The sequence below is a fragment of the Microbacterium murale genome (genome assembly GCF_030815955.1).
Lineage (GTDB): Bacteria > Actinomycetota > Actinomycetes > Actinomycetales > Microbacteriaceae > Microbacterium > Microbacterium murale_A.
Map to the genome: position 1 here is coordinate 535,432 of NZ_JAUSXK010000001.1, position 16,793 is coordinate 552,224.

Below are 16,793 nucleotides of genomic sequence, written 5' to 3' on the forward strand. Positions count from 1 at the left end.
GATGGAGCCGACTACGGGATTCGAACCCGTGACATCCTGTTTACAAGACAGGTGCTCTACCAGCTGAGCTAAGTCGGCGAAGCCGCACCGAAGCGAAGCCGCACCACCGATTCTATGACACGGCGGCGGCCGCTCCGATCCGTCGGGCTACGCGGCCGGGGTCTCGGTCGCCGTAGGCGTGGTTGTGGGTGCGGGGGTCGGGGTGGACTCGGTGTCATTGGCCACGGTGAGCACGAACTGCGCGAACTCGACAGGGTCCTTCAGCGACCCCACATAGGCTTCGCCGTTCACGACGATCATCGGTGCGCTGGTGAGCACGAGGTCGTCGGAGCCTGCAAGCGGACCCTCGAGCGCACGCGAAGTCGCCTCCTTCGCCCAGGAGGCGAAGTCTCCATCCTCGATGCAGTTTCGAACCACCTTGGCATCGTCCACGCCGACTGCGATCGCCAGGTCGGCGAGTTCGACATCGGTGCGTCCGTTGCTGTCGACCTCGGGCTGGTCGACGAGCAGCTCGTGGTTGAAGGAGTAGAACTGCGCGGGAGAGTACGTCGAGACGCAGGCCGCCGCCGCTGCCGAACGCAGTGAGTACTTCGTGCCGTTCGAGCTGGCCGTGAGCATCGACACCGGGTGATACGTCACGGTGACGGCTTCTTCATTGATCCAACCTGCCAACTGACGAGCATTCGCACGCTCGAACTCTCCGGCACCCGGCGAGAGGTAGTCGACATAGATGTGCACATCGACGGCCGCTGCCGATGCCGTCGGCTCCGGTGTCGGCTCAGGCGTCTCGGTCGCGCCGGTCCCGGTCTCTTCCGGGGCAGGCGTCTCCGGCACCTCTTCTGCGCCGACGTTCGGCGCCGTGTTCACGACGATGCCGTCAGCATCCATGCCGCTCGGGCTCATCGTCGGCTTCGAGACCGACGAGCTCACCGCCATCGCGACGGCGGTTCCGACCGCGCCGACAGCGACGACGGCGACAGCGCCGACGATGATCCGTCGCATGATGCGCGCCCTGGACTGCTTGGCGTGCACCTGCTGGGCCTTCTCCCGAACCGCCTCACGGGAATTGCGAGGGGTGGGGACGTTCGGCGTTTCGTCGCTCGACATCGTTCCTCTTGAAAGTCTTTGCGGGGACGGGCTCCCCGATGTCCTCTTCACAAGCAGGACCGCATTCGATGTTAACCAGTCAGGCTGGGAAATACCCAGGTGCCGCCGCTCCGTGCCATACTTGACTCGGCCCGATGGCGGGCCACGGTGGCTCATACCCACCGCATCCATCACAACGGATCGTCCGGCACGTACCTGCCGGTGAAGGAGAAAACAATGGCATCTGTCACTTTCGACGCGGCCACGCGTCTGTACCCGGGCGGCACCCGCCCCGCAGTCGACAAGCTCGACCTTGAGGTCGCAGACGGCGAATTCCTCGTCCTCGTCGGCCCTTCCGGTTGCGGTAAGTCCACCTCGCTTCGTATGCTCGCCGGCCTCGAAGAGGTCAACGACGGCCGCATCCTCATCGGAGATCGCGACGTCACCGACGTGCCGCCGAAGGACCGTGACATCGCCATGGTCTTCCAGAACTACGCGCTGTACCCGCACATGACCGTCGCCGAGAACATGGGCTTCGCTCTGAAGATCGCCGGCATCAACAAGGAAGAGCGCGCCGCTCGTGTTCTCGAGGCTGCCAAGCTCCTCGACCTCGAGGAGTACCTGACCCGCAAGCCGAAGGCGCTCTCGGGTGGTCAGCGTCAGCGTGTCGCCATGGGCCGCGCGATCGTCCGCCAGCCGCAGGTGTTCCTCATGGACGAGCCGCTGTCGAACCTCGATGCGAAGCTCCGTGTGCAGACCCGCACGCAGATCGCTTCTCTGCAGCGTCGCCTCGGCGTCACCACGGTCTACGTCACGCACGACCAGACCGAGGCGCTCACCATGGGTGACCGGATCGCCGTCCTCAAGGACGGTCTCCTGCAGCAGGTCGGCACGCCCCGCGACCTGTACGAGAAGCCGGAGAACGTGTTCGTCGCCGGCTTCATCGGCTCGCCCGCCATGAACCTCTTCTCGGCAGACCTCGCCGAGGGTGGCGTCCGGTTCGGCACCGAGGTCGTTGGTCTCGACCGCGACACCGTCGGCCGCGCCAACGGCAGCCAGGTCACGGTCGGCGTCCGCCCGGAGGACATCGTCGTCGGCCCCGCCGACGGCAAGGGTCTCTCGGTCACGGTCGACCTCGTCGAGGAGCTGGGTGCTGACGGCTACCTCTACGGTCACACCGAGATCAACGGCAAGCGCGCCGACCTGGTCGCTCGCGTCGACGGCCGCAGCCACCCGAACGCCGGCGAGACGGTCACGCTCGCCGCATCGGTCGGACACGTCCACGCGTTCGACATCGAGTCCGGTCTGCGTCTGAACGACAAGCCGGTCATCTCGGCTTCGTAAGTTCCATCGCACACGGCGCGGGCTGACCTTCGGGTCGCCCGCGCTGTGTCGTTTCCCCGGGAGACTCATGCAGGACGCATTGCGCATCACCGCCAGCAAGGTCAACCCCGAGCTGCTCTCTCTGCCCTGGTCGACGCCGCTCGCGAAATGGCCGTCCGAGCGCATCGTCTCGCTGCCCAAGGGACTCTCCAGGCACCTGGTGCGCTTCGCCGATCTGTCCGGCCGTGTCGTCGCCGTGAAGGAGACGACCGCCGAGATGGCGCAGCGCGAGTACGACATGCTCGGCAACCTCGCCCGGCTCGACGTGCCGTGCGTGGATCGCGTCGCGGTGATCGCCGGGCGCTCGGATGACGCGGGCACTCCGCTTCCGGCTGTCCTGGTGACATCGCATCTGCGCTTCTCGATGCCCTACCGGGCGCTGTTCACCCGCGTGCTGCGCCCCGACACCGCCACTCGGCTCGTCGATGCTCTGGCGCTGCTGCTCGTCCGGGTGCACAACGTCGGTTTCTACTGGGGCGATGTCTCACTGTCGAACACCCTCTTCCGCCGGGATGCCGGCGCATTCGCCGCCTATCTGGTGGATGCCGAGACCGGCGAGCTGCACGAAGAAGGTCTCACCGAAGGACAGCGCCTCTACGACCTGGATCTCGCCCGCACGAACATCGCCGGCGAGATCATGGACCTCGCCGCCGGCGGCCGCCTCGAGCACGGCGTGGATGCTGTCGCGATCGCTGACGGCATCGTCTCGTCGTATCACGCACTGTGGGCGGCCCTGACCGCTGAGGAGTCGTTCTCGGCGAACGAGACGTGGCGCATCACAGAACGGGTCGAGCGGCTGAACGCCCTCGGCTTCGACATCGACGAGATGTCGATGACGACCACCGGTGATGGAACCGTCGTCGAGATCCAGCCCAAGGTGGTGGACGCTGGTCACCACCAGCGCCGGCTCATCCGTCTCACCGGGCTCGATGTCGAGGAGAACCAGGCCAGGCGCCTGCTGAACGACCTCGACGAGTTCCGCGCGCGCTCGAAGAAGGAGTGGGCCGATGAGGAGATGTACGCGCACGAGTGGCTCACCCGAGTCTTCGAGCCCGTCGTCCGTGCGATCCCCTATGACCTGCGTGCCAAGTTGGAGCCGGCAGAGGTGTTCCACCAGGTTCTGGAGCACCGCTGGTACCTCTCGCAGGCGAATGGAAGATCCGTCCCGCTCGCTGAGGTGCTGACGTCGTACATCAACGATGTGCTGCGGCATCGCCGCGATGAGGCCACCATCATGGGCCCACCGACGGAAACCATGTCGCTGCCGGTGATGACCGGCGCTGTGGCGGTCGCCGAAGACACCGGTGAGGTCGACTGGCGCGACCTCGTCTGAGGATCAGTAGCCGACGGCGAAGTTCTCGCGGTGGTGCTTCGGGTTCTCTATCTCATCCACGAACGCGACGCCGAGGTCGCGTCCGGAGATGAACGACTCACCCGCGGCATCCGTGACCATCACCTGGCCGCCGTCGCGATACGTCCCCGTGCGCTCCCCCGGCGCCCAGTTGCCGAAACCCGCTGCCGGATGCACGAAGAACCAGTCCTTCGTCTCCGGCGACTTGCGAAGGTCCTCCAGCACGCCGACGGCTTCCATCGCCTCTGCCTTGAACTCATCCGGGAAGTCGACATCCACAAGCCGCGGACCGTCCGGTGCGACCAGGCTCCCGCCCGCTCCCCCGACGACGCCGAGGCGCACGTCATCCGGGAGCGCCGCGAAGAGCTCGGCAGTCGCCTGACGAACCTTCCCCGCCATGTCCCCGCGTGGCGAGAGCGCCTGGATCACGACGTCGACCTCGTCGATCTGCGACAGAAGTCCGGGCACGTCGAGGATCGTTCCCTCAAGGTAGATGGCGCCTTCCACCCTCTCAGTCGGCACGGAGCGTGCCACTGAAACCACTGAATGTCCGCGCGACACGGCCTCAGCGACGATGTTCGAGCCGGCGTATCCGGTTCCTCCGATGACGGCGATGCGAACCATGAGCTCTTCCTACTCGTTCCCGGCGAGCTTCGCCCGCACCGTCGACACCTGATACAGCGCGACGGATGCCGCGATTCCGGCGTTCAACGATTCGGCGGCCGTCGAGATCGGGATCGACACGATCTGGTCGCAGTTCTCGGTGACCAGACGCGAGAGTCCCTTGCCCTCCGACCCCACGACGATGACCACCGGTCGATCTGCCAGCTCGAGCGCGGGCAACGACACGTCGCCGCCGCCGTCGAGTCCGATCACGAACACGCCCTGCTTCTTGAACTCCTTCAGCTGCGTGGTCAGGTTCGTCGCCATTGCGACGGGGATCCGGGCCGCAGCGCCTGCACTCGTCTTCCAGGCAGCCGAGTTCACGCCCGCCGAACGACGCTGCGGCAGGATGATGCCGTGTCCGCCGAAGGCGGCCGTCGAGCGGATGATCGCACCGAGGTTGCGCGGGTCGGTGATGCCGTCGAGGGCGACGAACAGCGGCACATCGCCGCGATCGATGACCTGCTCGAGCAGGTCCTGCGGGTGCGCGTACTCGTAGGGAGGCACTTTGAGCGCGACGCCCTGGTGCACGCCGTCGAAACCGGCCATGCGGTCGAGTTCCTGACGCGTGACCTCCATCACGGGGATGCCGCGATGGGTGGCGATCGACAGCATCTCCTTGACGCGATCGTCCATCTCGACGCGCTGCGCGATGTAGAACGCTGTCGCGGGGATCTTGGCCCGCAAGGCCTCCAGCACCGAATTGCGGCCGGTGACGTTCTCCGTCTCGTCTCCGGCTTTCGCCTTCGAGGAGCGGTTCTGGCTGCTCGCGCTGTTGGGACGCCCGCCAGGCCTGCCCTTGCCCCCGGATGCCGCAAAGCGTTCCGCCGCGGCCTTGCGCTTGCCTGCCGGATGCCAGGCGCGGTCCTCCGCCTTCGGGGTCGGCCCGCGACCCTCGAGCGACTTGCGCCCGAGCCCGCCGGTGCCCTTGAGAGGGCCCTTCTTCTTGCCGTTGCTTGCGCCGGGGCGCTGTGGCTTAACCATCAATACTCCAATGAGTTCCGTCTGCTGTGTCTTCAAGAGCGATACCTGCCGCCGCGATCGCGTCGCGGATGCGGTCGGCGGCCGCCCAGTCTTTGTCCGTGCGCGCCTGCGCGCGCTGTGCGATCATCGTCTGCACGAGCGCATCGAGAGCGGATGCTGCGGCTCCGCCGTCCGTCGATCTCCACTCAGGCGACAACGGGTTGAGGCCGAGGACGAGAGTCATCTGACTCACATCCGAGACCATCTGCTTGGCCGCATCGTGGTTCCCCGCATCCAGAAGCGCGTTTCCCGAACGGATGCTGTCGTGGATGACGGCGAGCGCCCGCGGTACCCCGAGGTCGTCGTTCATGGCATCCCAGAACTCCGTGGGAAGCCCTTCTTTGCCCTCACCCCAGCCCGGCTTCGCCATTCGTTCTCCCCGCTCGAGGAAGGCACGGATGCGCCCTAGCGCGGCTTCCGCCTCGAGCCATGACGACTCGGTGAGATCGAGGCTCGAGCGATAGTGGGCGGCGGCCAGTGCGTAGCGGACCACGAGCGGATCGTGCTCCGAAATCACTTCGGAGGCGAGCGTGAAGTTGCCGAGCGACTTCGACATCTTCTGTCCGTCCACAGTCACGAGGCCGTTGTGCACCCAGTACCGCGCGAAAGCCTCACCAGCAGCGGTCGACTGCGCGAGCTCGTTCTCGTGGTGCGGAAAGCGCAGATCCAGCCCGCCGCCGTGGATGTCGAACTCTGAACCGAGGTAGCGCTTCGCCATGGCCGAGCACTCGATATGCCAACCGGGTCGTCCCGCGCCCCACGGCGACGCCCAGATCGCGTCGGTCGGCTCATCGGGCTTGGAACCCTTCCAGAGGGCGAAGTCCTGCGGATTGCGCTTGCCTCGAGGGTCCGCGTCTTCGGCCGCCTCCATCGCGTCGACGGACTGATGCGTCAGAGCGCCGTATTGCGGCCAGGATCGCACGTCGAAGTAGACGTCGCCCGAACCGTCGGGCGCCGGATACGCGTGACCGCGCTCGATCAGCGTCTGGATGATCTCCTGCATCTGAGGGATGGATGCCGTCGCACGAGGCTCATACGTCGGAGGCAGGATGCCCACAGCCGCATATGCCGCCGTGAACTCCCGCTCCATCCGGTAGGCCAATGCCCACCATGGCTCGGCCTCCGTGGCGTTGACGAGAACCTTGTCGTCGATGTCCGTGACGTTGCGCACGAAGGTCACACGACCGAAGCGCCGAGTGAGCCAGCGACGGAGGATGTCGAAGCTCAGGGCCGCGCGGACGTGCCCGATATGAGGGCCGGACTGCACAGTCGGTCCGCATACGTACATCGTGACGTTCTCGGGGTCGAGCGGCACGAAGTCGCGCAGCTGCTGTGCGCGGGTGTCGTAGAGGCGGAGTGTCACTGCACCAGACTACCTGGGGTATATGAGCGCCACCGCTGTGACGGCGATACCCTCGCCCCGGCCGGTGAAACCGAGGCCGTCCGTCGTCGTCGCCGTCACGGCGACCGGTGCCCCGCCGAGCGCCGACGACAGCGAACGCTCCGCATCCTCGCGGCGAGCGCTGAATCGCGGCCTGTTGCCCTGGAACTGCACCGACACATTTCCGATCGTGAAGCCGGCCTCGGCCAGGATCTGGGCGGTTCGCGCGAGGAACACATCGGCATGCGCTCCGGCGTACTCAGGATGCGAGGTGCCGAAGTGCTCACCGATGTCTCCGAGTCCAGCGGCCCCCAGCAGAGCATCGACCATGGCGTGCGCGACGGCGTCGCCGTCGGAATGCCCGGACAGCGGCGGCTCGCCGGGCCATTCGAGTCCGGCCAGCCAGAGCACGCCTTCGCCGCCGAACGCGTGCACATCGGTGCCGATGCCGACACGCGGGGCGACGAGCGCGGCCGCGGGAGGGCCCGTCATATCGAGGATCTGTCGGGCGCGCGCCAGATCCCCTGGCGTGGTGATCTTGAACGCACGCTCAGAGCCGGGGATATGCCGTACAGCATGTCCCGCCGCGGCGAACAGAGCGGCGTCGTCGGTGTACTCCGCACCCGATTCGCTCGCCGCGTCGTATGCCGCTTGAAGGAGCGCGCGAGGAAATCCCTGCGGAGTCTGGGCAGCGGCGAGTTCCGAGCGATCGACGGCAGCGACGACGTCACCAGCATCCACTCGCTTGATCGTGTCGATGACCGGCAACGCGGGAATCACACCCACGTCGGCCGTCACCGCTCTGGCGACGGCGTCGATCTGCACTGCAGGAGTCAGGGCGCGCGCGGCGTCGTGGACGAGCACGGTGGTGACGTCGCCCCACAGCGCCGCAAGCCCTGCTGCAACGGACTGCTGTCTGGTCTCGCCGCCTGTCACGACACGAGCAAGTTCGTGTCGATCTCCCGCTGCGGCGAGCAACTCGGTCTCCGCATCGCCCTCATGTCCCGCGGGCGCGACGACGATCACCTGCGCAGCCTCGGCAGCGAACACGCCGTCGAGAGCATGCCGAAGCACGGAGTGCTCATCGATGCCGACGAACGCCTTCGGCGCCGCAGCGCCCAGACGCGTCCCGGAGCCGCCCGCGACGACGATGATCGCCGTCGTGGGCACAGGAATGAGAGTCACACCCTCACACTAGCGAGGCCCGCAGACCCCTGCCATCAGGAAGCGAGGACCTCGTCGAGCAGGGCTCCGGCCTTGTCCTCGTCGCACTTCTCGGCGAGCGCGAGCTCGGAGATGAGGATCTGACGAGCCTTTGCGAGCATGCGCTTCTCACCAGCGGACAGGCCGCGATCCTGATCGCGGCGCCACAGATCGCGCACGACCTCGCTGACCTTGATCACATCACCGGAGGCGAGCTTCTCAAGGTTCGCCTTGTAGCGACGTGACCAGTTCGTGGGCTCCTCGGTGAACGGAGCGCGCAGCACCTCGAACACGTGATCGAGGCCCTCCTGACCGATGACGTCACGAACGCCGACGAGGTCGACGTTCTCTGCGGGAACCTCGATGATGAGGTCACCCTGTGTGACGTTCAACTTCAGGTACTTCTTCGTCTCGCCCTTGATGACGCGATCCTTGACCTCGATGATCGTCGCGGCCCCATGGTGCGGATAGACGACCGTCTCGCCAACTTCAAAAAGCATAAAATCGTGTCCTTTCGGCAACCTCCAGGATACCACAGGCGACATGCACTAAGGTTTGCCCCGCATGGTCCTCTGGCCACCCCTCCTGTACCCATAGAATGGATGCGGATATCCCAAAACTCCCAGGAGGATTCGTGAAATCGCGCCTTGTAGCGTCTGCTGCCCTCAGCGCCCTCGTTCTGCTCGGCGCCACGGGATGCACGTTCATCACCCCGCAGTCGACCGAGATCAAGTTCTCGGCATCCGACGGAGTGAACATCGCCGATTCCGACGGACCTCTCGAGATCCGCAACGCGATGATCATCGCCACCGAAGACGGATCCACCGGAAACCTCGTCGCCGCGATCGTGAACCCCACCGACAAGGCCGCGACCCTCACGGTCGAGATCGATGGTCTTGACCCCCTCACCGTCAGGGTGGGCGCCGGCGACTCGTTGAGCCTCGGCGCGAATGCCGAGCCTCTGCGCATCGACGACCTCGACACGATGCCGGGCGCGACGATCAAGATCTATTTCCAGTCCGGCGATGCCACTGGCACGGCCGCCGACGTGCCAGTGCTCGACGGCAAACTCTCGTATTACGCCGATCTCGTCCCGCAGGAAGACGACGCCTGAGCGGCTGAACTCCGCTACGACGAGAGGCCGGCACCCGGAAGGGTGACCGGCCTCTCGTCATCAGCAGGCGTCAGCCTTCGAAGCGATACCCGAGTCCGCGGACGGTGACGAGCATGACCGGCTCCCCGGGGTTCTCCTCGATGCGGGAGCGGATGCGCTTGATGTGCACGTCGAGCGTCTTCGTGTCCCCGAAGTAGTCGCTGCCCCACACCCTGTCGATGAGCTGGCCACGGGTGAGCACTCGTCCCGAGTTGCGCATCAGCACCTCGAGCAGTTCGAACTCCTTCAGCGGCATGTTTATCTCGGCGCCGGCAACCGTCACCGTGTGCCGATCGATGTCGAGCGTGACGCGTCCGCCGTCGAGCACACGCTCATCGAGGTCGCTGTCGGCCTGCACCACGCGGCGAAGCACGGCGCGCATGCGCGCGAGCAGCTCGCGAGACGAGTACGGCTTGGTGATGTAGTCATCAGCGCCGAGTTCGAGCCCCACGACGATGTCCACCTCGGAGTCCTTCGCCGTGAGCATGATGATCGGCACAGCCGAGGTCGAGCGGATCTGCCGGCACACCTCGGTACCCGGCATCCCCGGCAGCATGAGGTCCAGCAGGACGATGTCCGCGCCGCGTTCCCTGAAAGCCGTCAATGCGCCGGGGCCGTCCTCCGCGATCTCCACCTCATAGCCTTCGCGGCGCAACAGGTAGGCAAGCGGATCAGCAAGGTCTGGCTCGTCCTCGACGAGAAGGATGCGGGTCATACGGTCTCTCCGTTTCGAGCGCGCGCGGCCGCGGCCTTGGCCGTCTTCCTCGCGCGCTTCTTCTTGTTCTTGCGATCAGTCGTCTCCGGCGCCGGAGCTTCGATGCGAGGCAGGACGATCGTGAAGGTCGATCCGCGGCTCGGCCTGGACCACACCCGCACCTCACCGCCGTGCCGCTGCGTGGCGTGCTTCACGATCGAGAGTCCGAGGCCGGTGCCGCCAGTGCGGCGTGAACGCGCCTCGTCCGCTCGGTAGAAGCGCTCGAAGATGCGCTCGCGGTCAGACTCCGAGATGCCGATGCCCTGGTCGGACACCGCGACCTCGAGCGTCTCGCCCTCGATCTTCACCCCCACGCCGACGCGCGAGCCGCGCGGCGAGTAGACGATGGCGTTGGCGATGAGATTGCCGACCGCCTCGATGAGTATCTGTGCGTCACCGCGGACGAACGCGCCTCTGTCGCCACCGCGGATGAGCTCGACGCCGGCGGAATCCGCCTGTACGGCATGCGCTTCGATGGACGCGGTGACGACCTCGTCCATCGCGACCGGACCGAAGTCGGTGATCCCGTCGGCGGCCTGCAGCCGCGACAAGCTCATGATGCGTCCGGTGAGCTGCCCGAGCCTGGCCGCCTCCGCAGAGATGCGCGCGGCGAAGATCCGCACCTGCGCCGGATCGTCCGCGGCGGATTCGATGGCCTCTGCGAGCAGGCTCACCGCCCCCACCGGGGTCTTCAACTCATGGCTGGTGTTGGCGACGAAGTCGCGGCGCACCTGGTCCAGACGCTCCTGCTCCGTGACGTCGCGGACGATGAGCAGAGTGAGCCGCGCGCCCAGCGCGCTCGCGCGCGCCGACACCAGACGCGGATCGAGGCTGACGCCGGGGCGCGTGATGCGCATCGTCTCGGTGGTGGACGCACCGCTCGAGCGGACCGCGCGTACCAGCTCGCGCAGCTCAGGGACGTCGAGCGTCGCACCGACCTCGATGCCGAAGCGCGCCGCGGCATGGGAGATCGCGAGCACCAGACCGGACGGATCGACCACGCATGCGGCGTCGTCCATGCTGTCGAGCACGTCGACTGCTCCTTGCGGAACCACTGCTGATGATTCCTCCGCCACCTTGGCGCGAGCACGATACGCCCAGAACACGAGCATCGCCAGGCCGATGCCGATCGCCAGCCCGATGGCGAGGGCGAGCAGCGCGATCTGCGGCGAGGTCATGTGACCAGCGTAGAGTGCGTTCACCTCGCGTCCGGCGAGTTTCCGCACCATCTCGGACCCTGGCGAACTAGTATTCACGTGCTGGGCACCGTTCGTTAACCTTCGACGAACACAATCACCTAGGGCGTGCGCACACTGCAGCGCCCGCCACCAGCCGGCCAGACCGCCCGAGCTCCGAACGAAAGGTTGCGCCGCTCATGCGCGAACTCTTCCACCAGTCCCTCGAGGATGTGCAGTCCCGTCTCGTGGAGATCGCCGACCTCGTCACGGTCTCCATCGACAAGGCCACCCGCGCCTTCGCCACCGGCGACGTCGCGCTCGCGGAGGAGGTCATCGCCGACGACGCGAAGATCGATGAGCTCGCGGTGAAGCTCGACGAGCAGGCGATCGAGATCCTCGCCCGCCAGCAGCCGGTCGCCCGCGACCTGCGCATCGTCGTTTTCGCACTCCGCGTGAGCGCCTCCTTGGAGCGCATGGGCGACATGTCGGAGCACATCGCCCAGCTCGCGCGTCTGCGCTTCCCGGAGCGCGCCATCCCGAAAGGGCTGAAGAGCACGTTCACTCAGATGGGTGAACTCGACGTCGAGATCGCACGAACGCTCAGCGAGCTGCTGCGTACACAGGACCTGCGCTTCGCCGACACGATCCGCAACTCGGACGATGACGTGGACGAGCTCCACGCCAAGGTCTTCGAGAAGGTGCTCAGCGACAACTGGAAGGGCGAAGCGGGCGCCACGGTCGATGCCACGCTCGCCAGCCGTTACCACGAGCGCTTCGCCGATCACGCCGTCGCCATCGCCAAGAAGGTCGTCTACCTCGCCACCGGCGACTGGGCCGTGGATGAGGAAGACATCGCACTTGCCGCAGCGGAGGCCCAGGAGGCCGAAGGCCAGGGCCTGGCCTGATCCACCTCGCCGAGACCCCCACTTCACGCCGAGACCCCAGGCTGCAGACGTTTGCAGCCTGGGGTCTCGGCAATAGAACGGGGTCTCGGCAGGGTTACTTCTTTCCCTGCGAGGCTACGGCGGCGGCGCCTGCGGCTGCGGCCTCGGGATCGAGGTAGCGACCGGGGCCGGTGGGCGCATTGTTCTCGTCCAGCTCGTACACCAGCGGAATGCCGGTGGGAATGTTCAGTTCGGCGATGGCGTCGTCGCTGATGCCGTCGAGGTGCTTGACCATTCCGCGCAAAGAGTTGCCGTGCGCGGCGACGAGGACCGTCTTGCCCGCTTCCAGGTCCGGTACGATCGCGCTCTCCCAGTACGGCAGCATCCGGTCGATGACGATCTTGAGCGACTCGGTGCGAGGAACTTCTCCATCGATGCCGGCGTAACGAGGATCGTTCACCTGGCTGAATTCGCTCGCGTCATCGAGCAGCGGCGGCGGCACATCGAACGAACGGCGCCACAGCTGGAACTGCTCGGGGCCGAACTCCTCCAGCGTCTGCGCCTTGTCCTTGCCCTGCAGCGCGCCGTAGTGGCGCTCGTTGAGACGCCAGGAGCGGGTCACCGGGATCCAGAGACGATCGGCAGCGTCCAGCGCGATGTCGGCCGTCTGAATGGCGCGGCTGAGCAGTGAGGTGTGGAGCACGTCGGGAAGCAGACCGGACTCGGCGAGCAACTCGCCGCCACGACGTGCCTCGTTCTTGCCCTGCTCGGTGAGGCGGACATCCACCCAGCCTGTGAAGAGATTCAGTTCGTTCCACTCGCTCTGGCCGTGGCGGAGCAGGATGAGGGTGCGCGTCGCAGTCATGCCTCCAGTCTATGAGGTCTGGGACAATGGATGCATGGCGCCATCTCCCCTCGGTCACCCCACCAGGGGCACCACGGGGACGAACCGTCTGCGCCGCATCGACCGGTGGATCGCAGCGAGCAGCGCACTGCGGGCAGCCGCCGATCCTCTGGTCATCGATCTCGGTTACGGAGCGAGCGGTGTGACGGCTTTCGAGCTGGCGGCGCGGCTCAAGAGGGTGCGTCCGGATGCCGAGGTGATCGGCTTCGAACTCGACCCGGAGCGTGTCGCCACCGCCGGTGCTCAACTCGAAGAGGTGCGCGCCGGGCGCACCCCCTTCTCCCCCGATCTGCCGGTCTCCTTCGCCCGCGGTGGATTCGAGGTGCCACTGAACGGAGCGCGCAGGCCCGCCGTGATCAGAGCGATGAACGTGCTGCGCCAGTACGACGAGGACGAAGTGCCCGCCGCCTGGGCATCCATGGCCGCACGACTCGCACCCGACGGTCTGCTCGTCGAGGGCACCTGCGACGAGATCGGCCGCATTGCGAGCTGGATCGACGTATCAGCATCCGGACGCCCGCTGCAGTTCACGATCTCGCTGCGGCTGGCCGAGCTCGAACGCCCCGGCATCGTCGCCGAGCGGCTGCCCAAGGCCCTGATCCATCGCAATGTGCCCGGCGAGCGCATCCACGATCTGCTCGTCGACCTCGACCGCGAGTGGGAGCGGGCGGCGCCGCTGTCGACGTTCGGCGCCACGCAGCGATTCCTCGCGGCCGTCGCACGCCTCAAAGAGCACGGCTGGCCGGTTCTCGGCGGCCGGCGGCGCTGGAGGCTCGGCGAGCTCACTGTGCCGTGGGATGCTGTCGCACCGGTTCAGGCGTAGCGCGGGTCCTGACCAGTAGGACGTCGGGAGAGCCGCGTCAGTCGCGGCACGTCGGCTGTCGCACCGGCATCCGCTGGGACGATAACCTGCTGCGCCGCCGCGACGTCGACACCGCCGGCCTTGACGATCAGATCGCCGATCGGCGCACGGCGCGAGAGTATCGCGAGCGCGATCGGGCCGTCCTCGTGGTGTCGAGCCACCGAGGTTATGTGCCCGACCTCGTCGTCACCGGCGAACACCGCATCTCCCGGCGACGGAAGCACGTCATCGCTGCCGTCGAGGTGCAGCGCTGCGAGCCGGCGCGGCGGATGGCCCAGATTGTGCACCTTCGCCACGGTCTCCTGGCCGCGATAGCATCCCTTGCTCAGATGCACGGCACTGCGGATCCAGTCGGATTCGTGCGGCAGAGAGCGCTCATCGACCTCTCCCGCCCAACGGGGCCGCCAGGCCGCGATGCGCAGCGCCTCGGTCGCGAGAAGGCCGGCGGCTTCCAAGCCTGCGCCTTCGATGAGGCCGACGACCGATGTCACTGCGTCAGCATCGACGATCGCCACCCGCCAGGCGTACTCGGCTGACGGATGCCGCTCGACGTTCGCGTACTGGTGTCCTCCCAGCTGCACCGTCTCCCAGGGGTCGGCCCATACGAGTGGAGTCCCGTTCGGCGACAGGGCGAGCCCGCGTACCGTCGTCTCAGCGTCTCCTCCGGAGAAGAACCCGACCAGATCGAGTTCGGGGCGCACCGTGACGGTCGCGCGGGAGCGGAACACCATGCGCTGCAACCAGGCGGCGAGCGAATCGGCATCCGCGGCATCCGCGATCAACCAGACCGAGGAGCCGTCCTCGAAGACGCCGGCGGCGTGCTCGACACGGCCCTGCGGGTCAAGGATCAGCAATTCGGTGCTGTCACCTGCGGCGAGACGGGCCACCGACTGCGACGTGATCGAGTCCAGCCAGCTCAGACGGTCTTCTCCGGCTACCTCGATGACTGCGCGGTCGCCGAGCGGAGCCACCGCGGAGCCGGCGATGAGGCGCCGCTGCTCGCGGATCGGATCTCCGAGATGAAGGACGGCGTCGCCTTCGGAGACTGCACCCGGCAGAGCGGAGAATGCACTCATCGTCAGACCTTTGCCAGACGGGCCGACGCGTGCGAGGCGAGTTCGGCGCCGAGCGCCGCGATATCCCACGCCCAGAGCAGATGACCGTCCACGAGACCGTACATGCGGCTCGCCGCCCCGTACTCCTTGCCACCGGCACCGCGCACGATCGCATCCGTCGCGATGTCGATGCGGGGTCCGTTGATCTCTCCCAGATACAGCTCGAGCGTGCCGTCCGAGTGCGCAAGGGAGACCTCGAGCGGGAAGCCTCCGGACGCGGCCCGCAGCTGCTCGACGTCGTCCACCGTGCGCGCAGGTCCGCTCTCGACGGGTGGAAGCAACGCCGGACCAGCGTCGGAACCCGTGGCCGGTCGGGAGAGGCGCCAGAATCCGGTCTCGGCGACCAGCGCGACGGAGGGCTCGCCCTCGGCGCCGGGGATCCAGCCGGTGGCCGAGTAGTTCAGGTAGCCGGCACCGTCATGGCTGAAGCTCACGCGATGGGAGAACTCGCCCTGGAAGCGGTGGTCATCGGCGGTGTACTCGATCACACCCGTGCCTTCCCATACGCCGATGAGCCAGCTCAGCGGCGCGAGATCGGCCGGAAGATCAGTGGGGAGCTCGAGCATCGATACTCGGATCAGCGCTGACCGCGGAACAGGTTCCAGAGAACGGTCCCGGCAACGAAGGCGATCGCGAGACTCGCAAGGCCCAGCAGACCGATGAAGAAGAGTTCGAGTGCGACGAGATCCATGACTCCCACTCTACCCCTGGGGTCGATGCACGCGGCGAGCGGGCGTCACGCGGGGACCAGGGCCGCCAGCGCGAAGCCGGCCGACACCACCCCGAGAAGCAGCAGTGCGCCGGTCACGCTCGCGGCGGTGCGGAAGATGAAGCCCTTCGTCTGCCCGTACCAGAGCTGCAGAGCAAAGGAGAGCAGCACCGCACCGCCGAAGCCGACGATCAGCCACTGCACGCGCCATTCCATCGGCACGAAGATGCCGATGACGATCGCGGCGATCAGCGCCGCACCCCACACGATGACGACACTCCCGAGGGGACTGCGTGGCGCGAGAGCAGGTTCGGACATGCCTCCATTGTTACCCATTCGACGGCGGATCCGCCGCTGCGCGTCATGACCATCTGCGTCGCTGGGTACTATAGGGCGCACGGCGTCGTACCCGATCGCCGTTCAGGGCGACGGTTTCCGCAGCCCGGAAGGAAAACGCGTGGCCCTGCTCCTGGTTCTGACGTCAGCTCCCGCTTCGGAGCAGGTTCTGCCCGCCCTGGAACTCTTGAGCCACCGCGTACGTCAGATCCCGGCGGAGCCCGCTCAGCTCGTCAGCGCCCCGGAGAGCGACATCGTCATCGTCGATGGACGGCATGATCTCTCCGCAGCCAAGTCGCTGTGCAAGCTGCTGCGCACGACAGGCCAGGACGCACCGCTTCTGCTGGTGGTCACCGAGGGCGGGATGAGCGCGGTCTCCGGCGACTGGGGTATCGACGACGTCCTGCTGACGAACGCGGGGCCGGCCGAGACGGATGCCAGGATCCGCCTCGCGATCGCGCGCGGTGAAGCCACAGCAGAACCCGCCCGGGTGCAGGCATCCGGCGTCACCATCGATGAGCAGTCGTACTCGGCAAAACTGCACGGGAAGGCTCTGGATCTCACGTACAAGGAGTTCCAGCTGCTGCACTTCCTCGCCACGCATCCCTCTCGCGTCTTCACCCGCGAGCAGCTGCTCAGCGAAGTATGGGGATACGACTACTTCGGCGGTACGCGAACTGTCGACGTGCACGTGCGACGCCTGCGCGCCAAGCTCGGCGACGCCGAGCAGATCATCGGCACAGTGCGCAATGTCGGTTACCGCTTCAACGTGTACGACGAGGATCAGCTCGCCGCTTCACGGTGACGC

At 66.7% G+C, this 16,793-nt stretch carries 18 protein-coding genes and 1 tRNA gene; 6 read left to right on the top strand and 13 right to left on the bottom strand.

Annotated elements, in window-relative coordinates:
- Positions 1-2: 2 nt before the first annotated feature.
- Positions 3-78 (bottom strand) — tRNA-Thr (locus QFZ46_RS02705).
- Positions 79-147: 69 nt separating this feature from the next.
- Complete coding sequence (locus QFZ46_RS02710; protein ID WP_307358041.1) at positions 148-1,107, bottom strand: DsbA family protein; 960 nt, start codon at positions 1,105-1,107, stop codon at positions 148-150.
- A 216-nt stretch (positions 1,108-1,323) separates the two neighbouring features.
- On the opposite strand from QFZ46_RS02710, the gene QFZ46_RS02715 reads away from it, so the two are divergent.
- Positions 1,324-2,430, top strand: a complete 1,107-nt coding sequence (locus QFZ46_RS02715; protein ID WP_307358044.1) for an ABC transporter ATP-binding protein — start codon at positions 1,324-1,326, stop codon at positions 2,428-2,430.
- Positions 2,431-2,497: 67 nt separating this feature from the next.
- Entirely contained in the window at positions 2,498-3,802 is a 1,305-nt protein-coding gene (locus QFZ46_RS02720; RefSeq protein WP_307358046.1) for a DUF4032 domain-containing protein, read from the top strand.
- Between the two features lie 3 nt (positions 3,803-3,805).
- On the opposite strand, the gene QFZ46_RS02725 is transcribed toward QFZ46_RS02720, so the two are convergent.
- The 5 genes from QFZ46_RS02725 to QFZ46_RS02745 are packed head-to-tail and all read right to left on the bottom strand — an operon-like array spanning position 3,806 to position 8,590.
- The gene (locus QFZ46_RS02725; protein WP_307358048.1) at positions 3,806-4,444 is read right to left on the bottom strand and encodes an NAD(P)-dependent oxidoreductase; all 639 of its coding nucleotides are present in this window, start codon (positions 4,442-4,444) and stop codon (positions 3,806-3,808) included.
- A 9-nt stretch (positions 4,445-4,453) separates the two neighbouring features.
- Complete coding sequence (gene rlmB, locus QFZ46_RS02730) at positions 4,454-5,467, bottom strand: 23S rRNA (guanosine(2251)-2'-O)-methyltransferase RlmB (RefSeq protein WP_307358051.1); 1,014 nt, start codon at positions 5,465-5,467, stop codon at positions 4,454-4,456.
- Positions 5,460-6,869, bottom strand: coding sequence for a cysteine--tRNA ligase (gene cysS / locus QFZ46_RS02735; protein WP_307358054.1), 1,410 nt, complete (start codon positions 6,867-6,869; stop codon positions 5,460-5,462). Before cysS ends, rlmB begins: the two co-directional genes overlap by 8 nt.
- Before the next feature lie 9 nt (positions 6,870-6,878).
- Positions 6,879-8,072 carry a 2-C-methyl-D-erythritol 4-phosphate cytidylyltransferase gene (gene ispD, locus QFZ46_RS02740; RefSeq protein WP_307358056.1) on the bottom strand — a complete coding sequence of 398 codons (1,194 nt, stop codon included), beginning with the start codon at positions 8,070-8,072 and terminating at the stop codon, positions 6,879-6,881.
- 35 nt (positions 8,073-8,107) lie between these two features.
- Positions 8,108-8,590: a CarD family transcriptional regulator gene (locus QFZ46_RS02745; RefSeq protein WP_033106646.1), complete on the bottom strand. Its 483-nt coding sequence runs from the start codon at positions 8,588-8,590 to the stop codon at positions 8,108-8,110.
- Between the two features lie 134 nt (positions 8,591-8,724).
- Here QFZ46_RS02745 and QFZ46_RS02750 point away from each other — a divergent pair, with 134 nt between their 5' ends.
- The gene (locus QFZ46_RS02750) at positions 8,725-9,204 is read left to right on the top strand and encodes a DNA modification methylase (protein ID WP_307358058.1); all 480 of its coding nucleotides are present in this window, start codon (positions 8,725-8,727) and stop codon (positions 9,202-9,204) included.
- 70 nt (positions 9,205-9,274) lie between these two features.
- On the opposite strand, the gene QFZ46_RS02755 is transcribed toward QFZ46_RS02750, so the two are convergent.
- Entirely contained in the window at positions 9,275-9,958 is a 684-nt protein-coding gene (locus tag QFZ46_RS02755) for a response regulator transcription factor (RefSeq protein ID WP_307358060.1), read from the bottom strand.
- Positions 9,955-11,175, bottom strand: coding sequence for a sensor histidine kinase (locus QFZ46_RS02760; RefSeq protein WP_307358062.1), 1,221 nt, complete (start codon positions 11,173-11,175; stop codon positions 9,955-9,957). The genes QFZ46_RS02755 and QFZ46_RS02760 overlap by 4 nt, the downstream gene beginning before the upstream one ends.
- A gap of 197 nt (positions 11,176-11,372) precedes the next feature.
- Here QFZ46_RS02760 and phoU point away from each other — a divergent pair, with 197 nt between their 5' ends.
- On the top strand, positions 11,373-12,080 hold the full coding sequence (gene phoU, locus QFZ46_RS02765) for a phosphate signaling complex protein PhoU (protein WP_307358065.1): 708 nt from the start codon (positions 11,373-11,375) through the stop codon (positions 12,078-12,080).
- 94 nt (positions 12,081-12,174) lie between these two features.
- Here phoU and QFZ46_RS02770 read toward each other — a convergent pair whose 3' ends face one another.
- The gene (locus tag QFZ46_RS02770; protein ID WP_307358067.1) at positions 12,175-12,924 is read right to left on the bottom strand and encodes a phosphoglyceromutase; all 750 of its coding nucleotides are present in this window, start codon (positions 12,922-12,924) and stop codon (positions 12,175-12,177) included.
- A gap of 34 nt (positions 12,925-12,958) precedes the next feature.
- Here QFZ46_RS02770 and QFZ46_RS02775 point away from each other — a divergent pair, with 34 nt between their 5' ends.
- Entirely contained in the window at positions 12,959-13,786 is an 828-nt protein-coding gene (locus QFZ46_RS02775) for a class I SAM-dependent methyltransferase (RefSeq protein WP_307358070.1), read from the top strand.
- Here QFZ46_RS02775 and ygfZ read toward each other — a convergent pair.
- From ygfZ to QFZ46_RS02790, 3 genes are all read right to left on the bottom strand, one after another.
- Positions 13,777-14,901, bottom strand: a complete 1,125-nt coding sequence (ygfZ, locus tag QFZ46_RS02780) for a CAF17-like 4Fe-4S cluster assembly/insertion protein YgfZ (RefSeq protein ID WP_307358072.1) — start codon at positions 14,899-14,901, stop codon at positions 13,777-13,779. The genes QFZ46_RS02775 and ygfZ overlap by 10 nt on opposite strands.
- A 2-nt stretch (positions 14,902-14,903) precedes the next feature.
- Entirely contained in the window at positions 14,904-15,506 is a 603-nt protein-coding gene (locus QFZ46_RS02785; protein WP_307358074.1) for an FABP family protein, read from the bottom strand.
- Between the two features lie 170 nt (positions 15,507-15,676).
- Positions 15,677-15,967, bottom strand: coding sequence for a hypothetical protein (locus tag QFZ46_RS02790; RefSeq protein WP_307358075.1), 291 nt, complete (start codon positions 15,965-15,967; stop codon positions 15,677-15,679).
- Positions 15,968-16,106: 139 nt separating this feature from the next.
- On the opposite strand from QFZ46_RS02790, the gene QFZ46_RS02795 reads away from it, so the two are divergent.
- Positions 16,107-16,790 carry a winged helix-turn-helix transcriptional regulator gene (locus tag QFZ46_RS02795; protein WP_307358077.1) on the top strand — a complete coding sequence of 228 codons (684 nt, stop codon included), beginning with the start codon at positions 16,107-16,109 and terminating at the stop codon, positions 16,788-16,790.
- The last annotated feature ends 3 nt before the right edge of the window (positions 16,791-16,793 follow it).

What these genes read in the sequence shown, in the direction of transcription:
- rlmB (WP_307358051.1), bottom strand. Translation starts at nt 5,467, where the DNA reads ATGGTTAAGCCACAGCGCCCCGGCGCAAGCAACGGCAAGAAGAAGGGC.
- QFZ46_RS02755 (WP_307358060.1), bottom strand. Translation starts at nt 9,958, where the DNA reads ATGACCCGCATCCTTCTCGTCGAGGACGAGCCAGACCTTGCTGATCCG.
- QFZ46_RS02745 (WP_033106646.1), bottom strand. Translation starts at nt 8,590, where the DNA reads ATGCTTTTTGAAGTTGGCGAGACGGTCGTCTATCCGCACCATGGGGCC.
- QFZ46_RS02790 (WP_307358075.1), bottom strand. Translation starts at nt 15,967, where the DNA reads ATGTCCGAACCTGCTCTCGCGCCACGCAGTCCCCTCGGGAGTGTCGTC.
- QFZ46_RS02760 (WP_307358062.1), bottom strand. Translation starts at nt 11,175, where the DNA reads ATGACCTCGCCGCAGATCGCGCTGCTCGCCCTCGCCATCGGGCTGGCG.
- QFZ46_RS02785 (WP_307358074.1), bottom strand. Translation starts at nt 15,506, where the DNA reads ATGCTCGAGCTCCCCACTGATCTTCCGGCCGATCTCGCGCCGCTGAGC.
- QFZ46_RS02725 (WP_307358048.1), bottom strand. Translation starts at nt 4,444, where the DNA reads ATGGTTCGCATCGCCGTCATCGGAGGAACCGGATACGCCGGCTCGAAC.
- QFZ46_RS02770 (WP_307358067.1), bottom strand. Translation starts at nt 12,924, where the DNA reads ATGACTGCGACGCGCACCCTCATCCTGCTCCGCCACGGCCAGAGCGAG.
- phoU (WP_307358065.1), top strand. Translation starts at nt 11,373, where the DNA reads ATGCGCGAACTCTTCCACCAGTCCCTCGAGGATGTGCAGTCCCGTCTC.
- QFZ46_RS02720 (WP_307358046.1), top strand. Translation starts at nt 2,498, where the DNA reads ATGCAGGACGCATTGCGCATCACCGCCAGCAAGGTCAACCCCGAGCTG.
- ygfZ (WP_307358072.1), bottom strand. Translation starts at nt 14,901, where the DNA reads ATGAGTGCATTCTCCGCTCTGCCGGGTGCAGTCTCCGAAGGCGACGCC.
- QFZ46_RS02715 (WP_307358044.1), top strand. Translation starts at nt 1,324, where the DNA reads ATGGCATCTGTCACTTTCGACGCGGCCACGCGTCTGTACCCGGGCGGC.
- QFZ46_RS02775 (WP_307358070.1), top strand. Translation starts at nt 12,959, where the DNA reads ATGGCGCCATCTCCCCTCGGTCACCCCACCAGGGGCACCACGGGGACG.
- QFZ46_RS02710 (WP_307358041.1), bottom strand. Translation starts at nt 1,107, where the DNA reads ATGTCGAGCGACGAAACGCCGAACGTCCCCACCCCTCGCAATTCCCGT.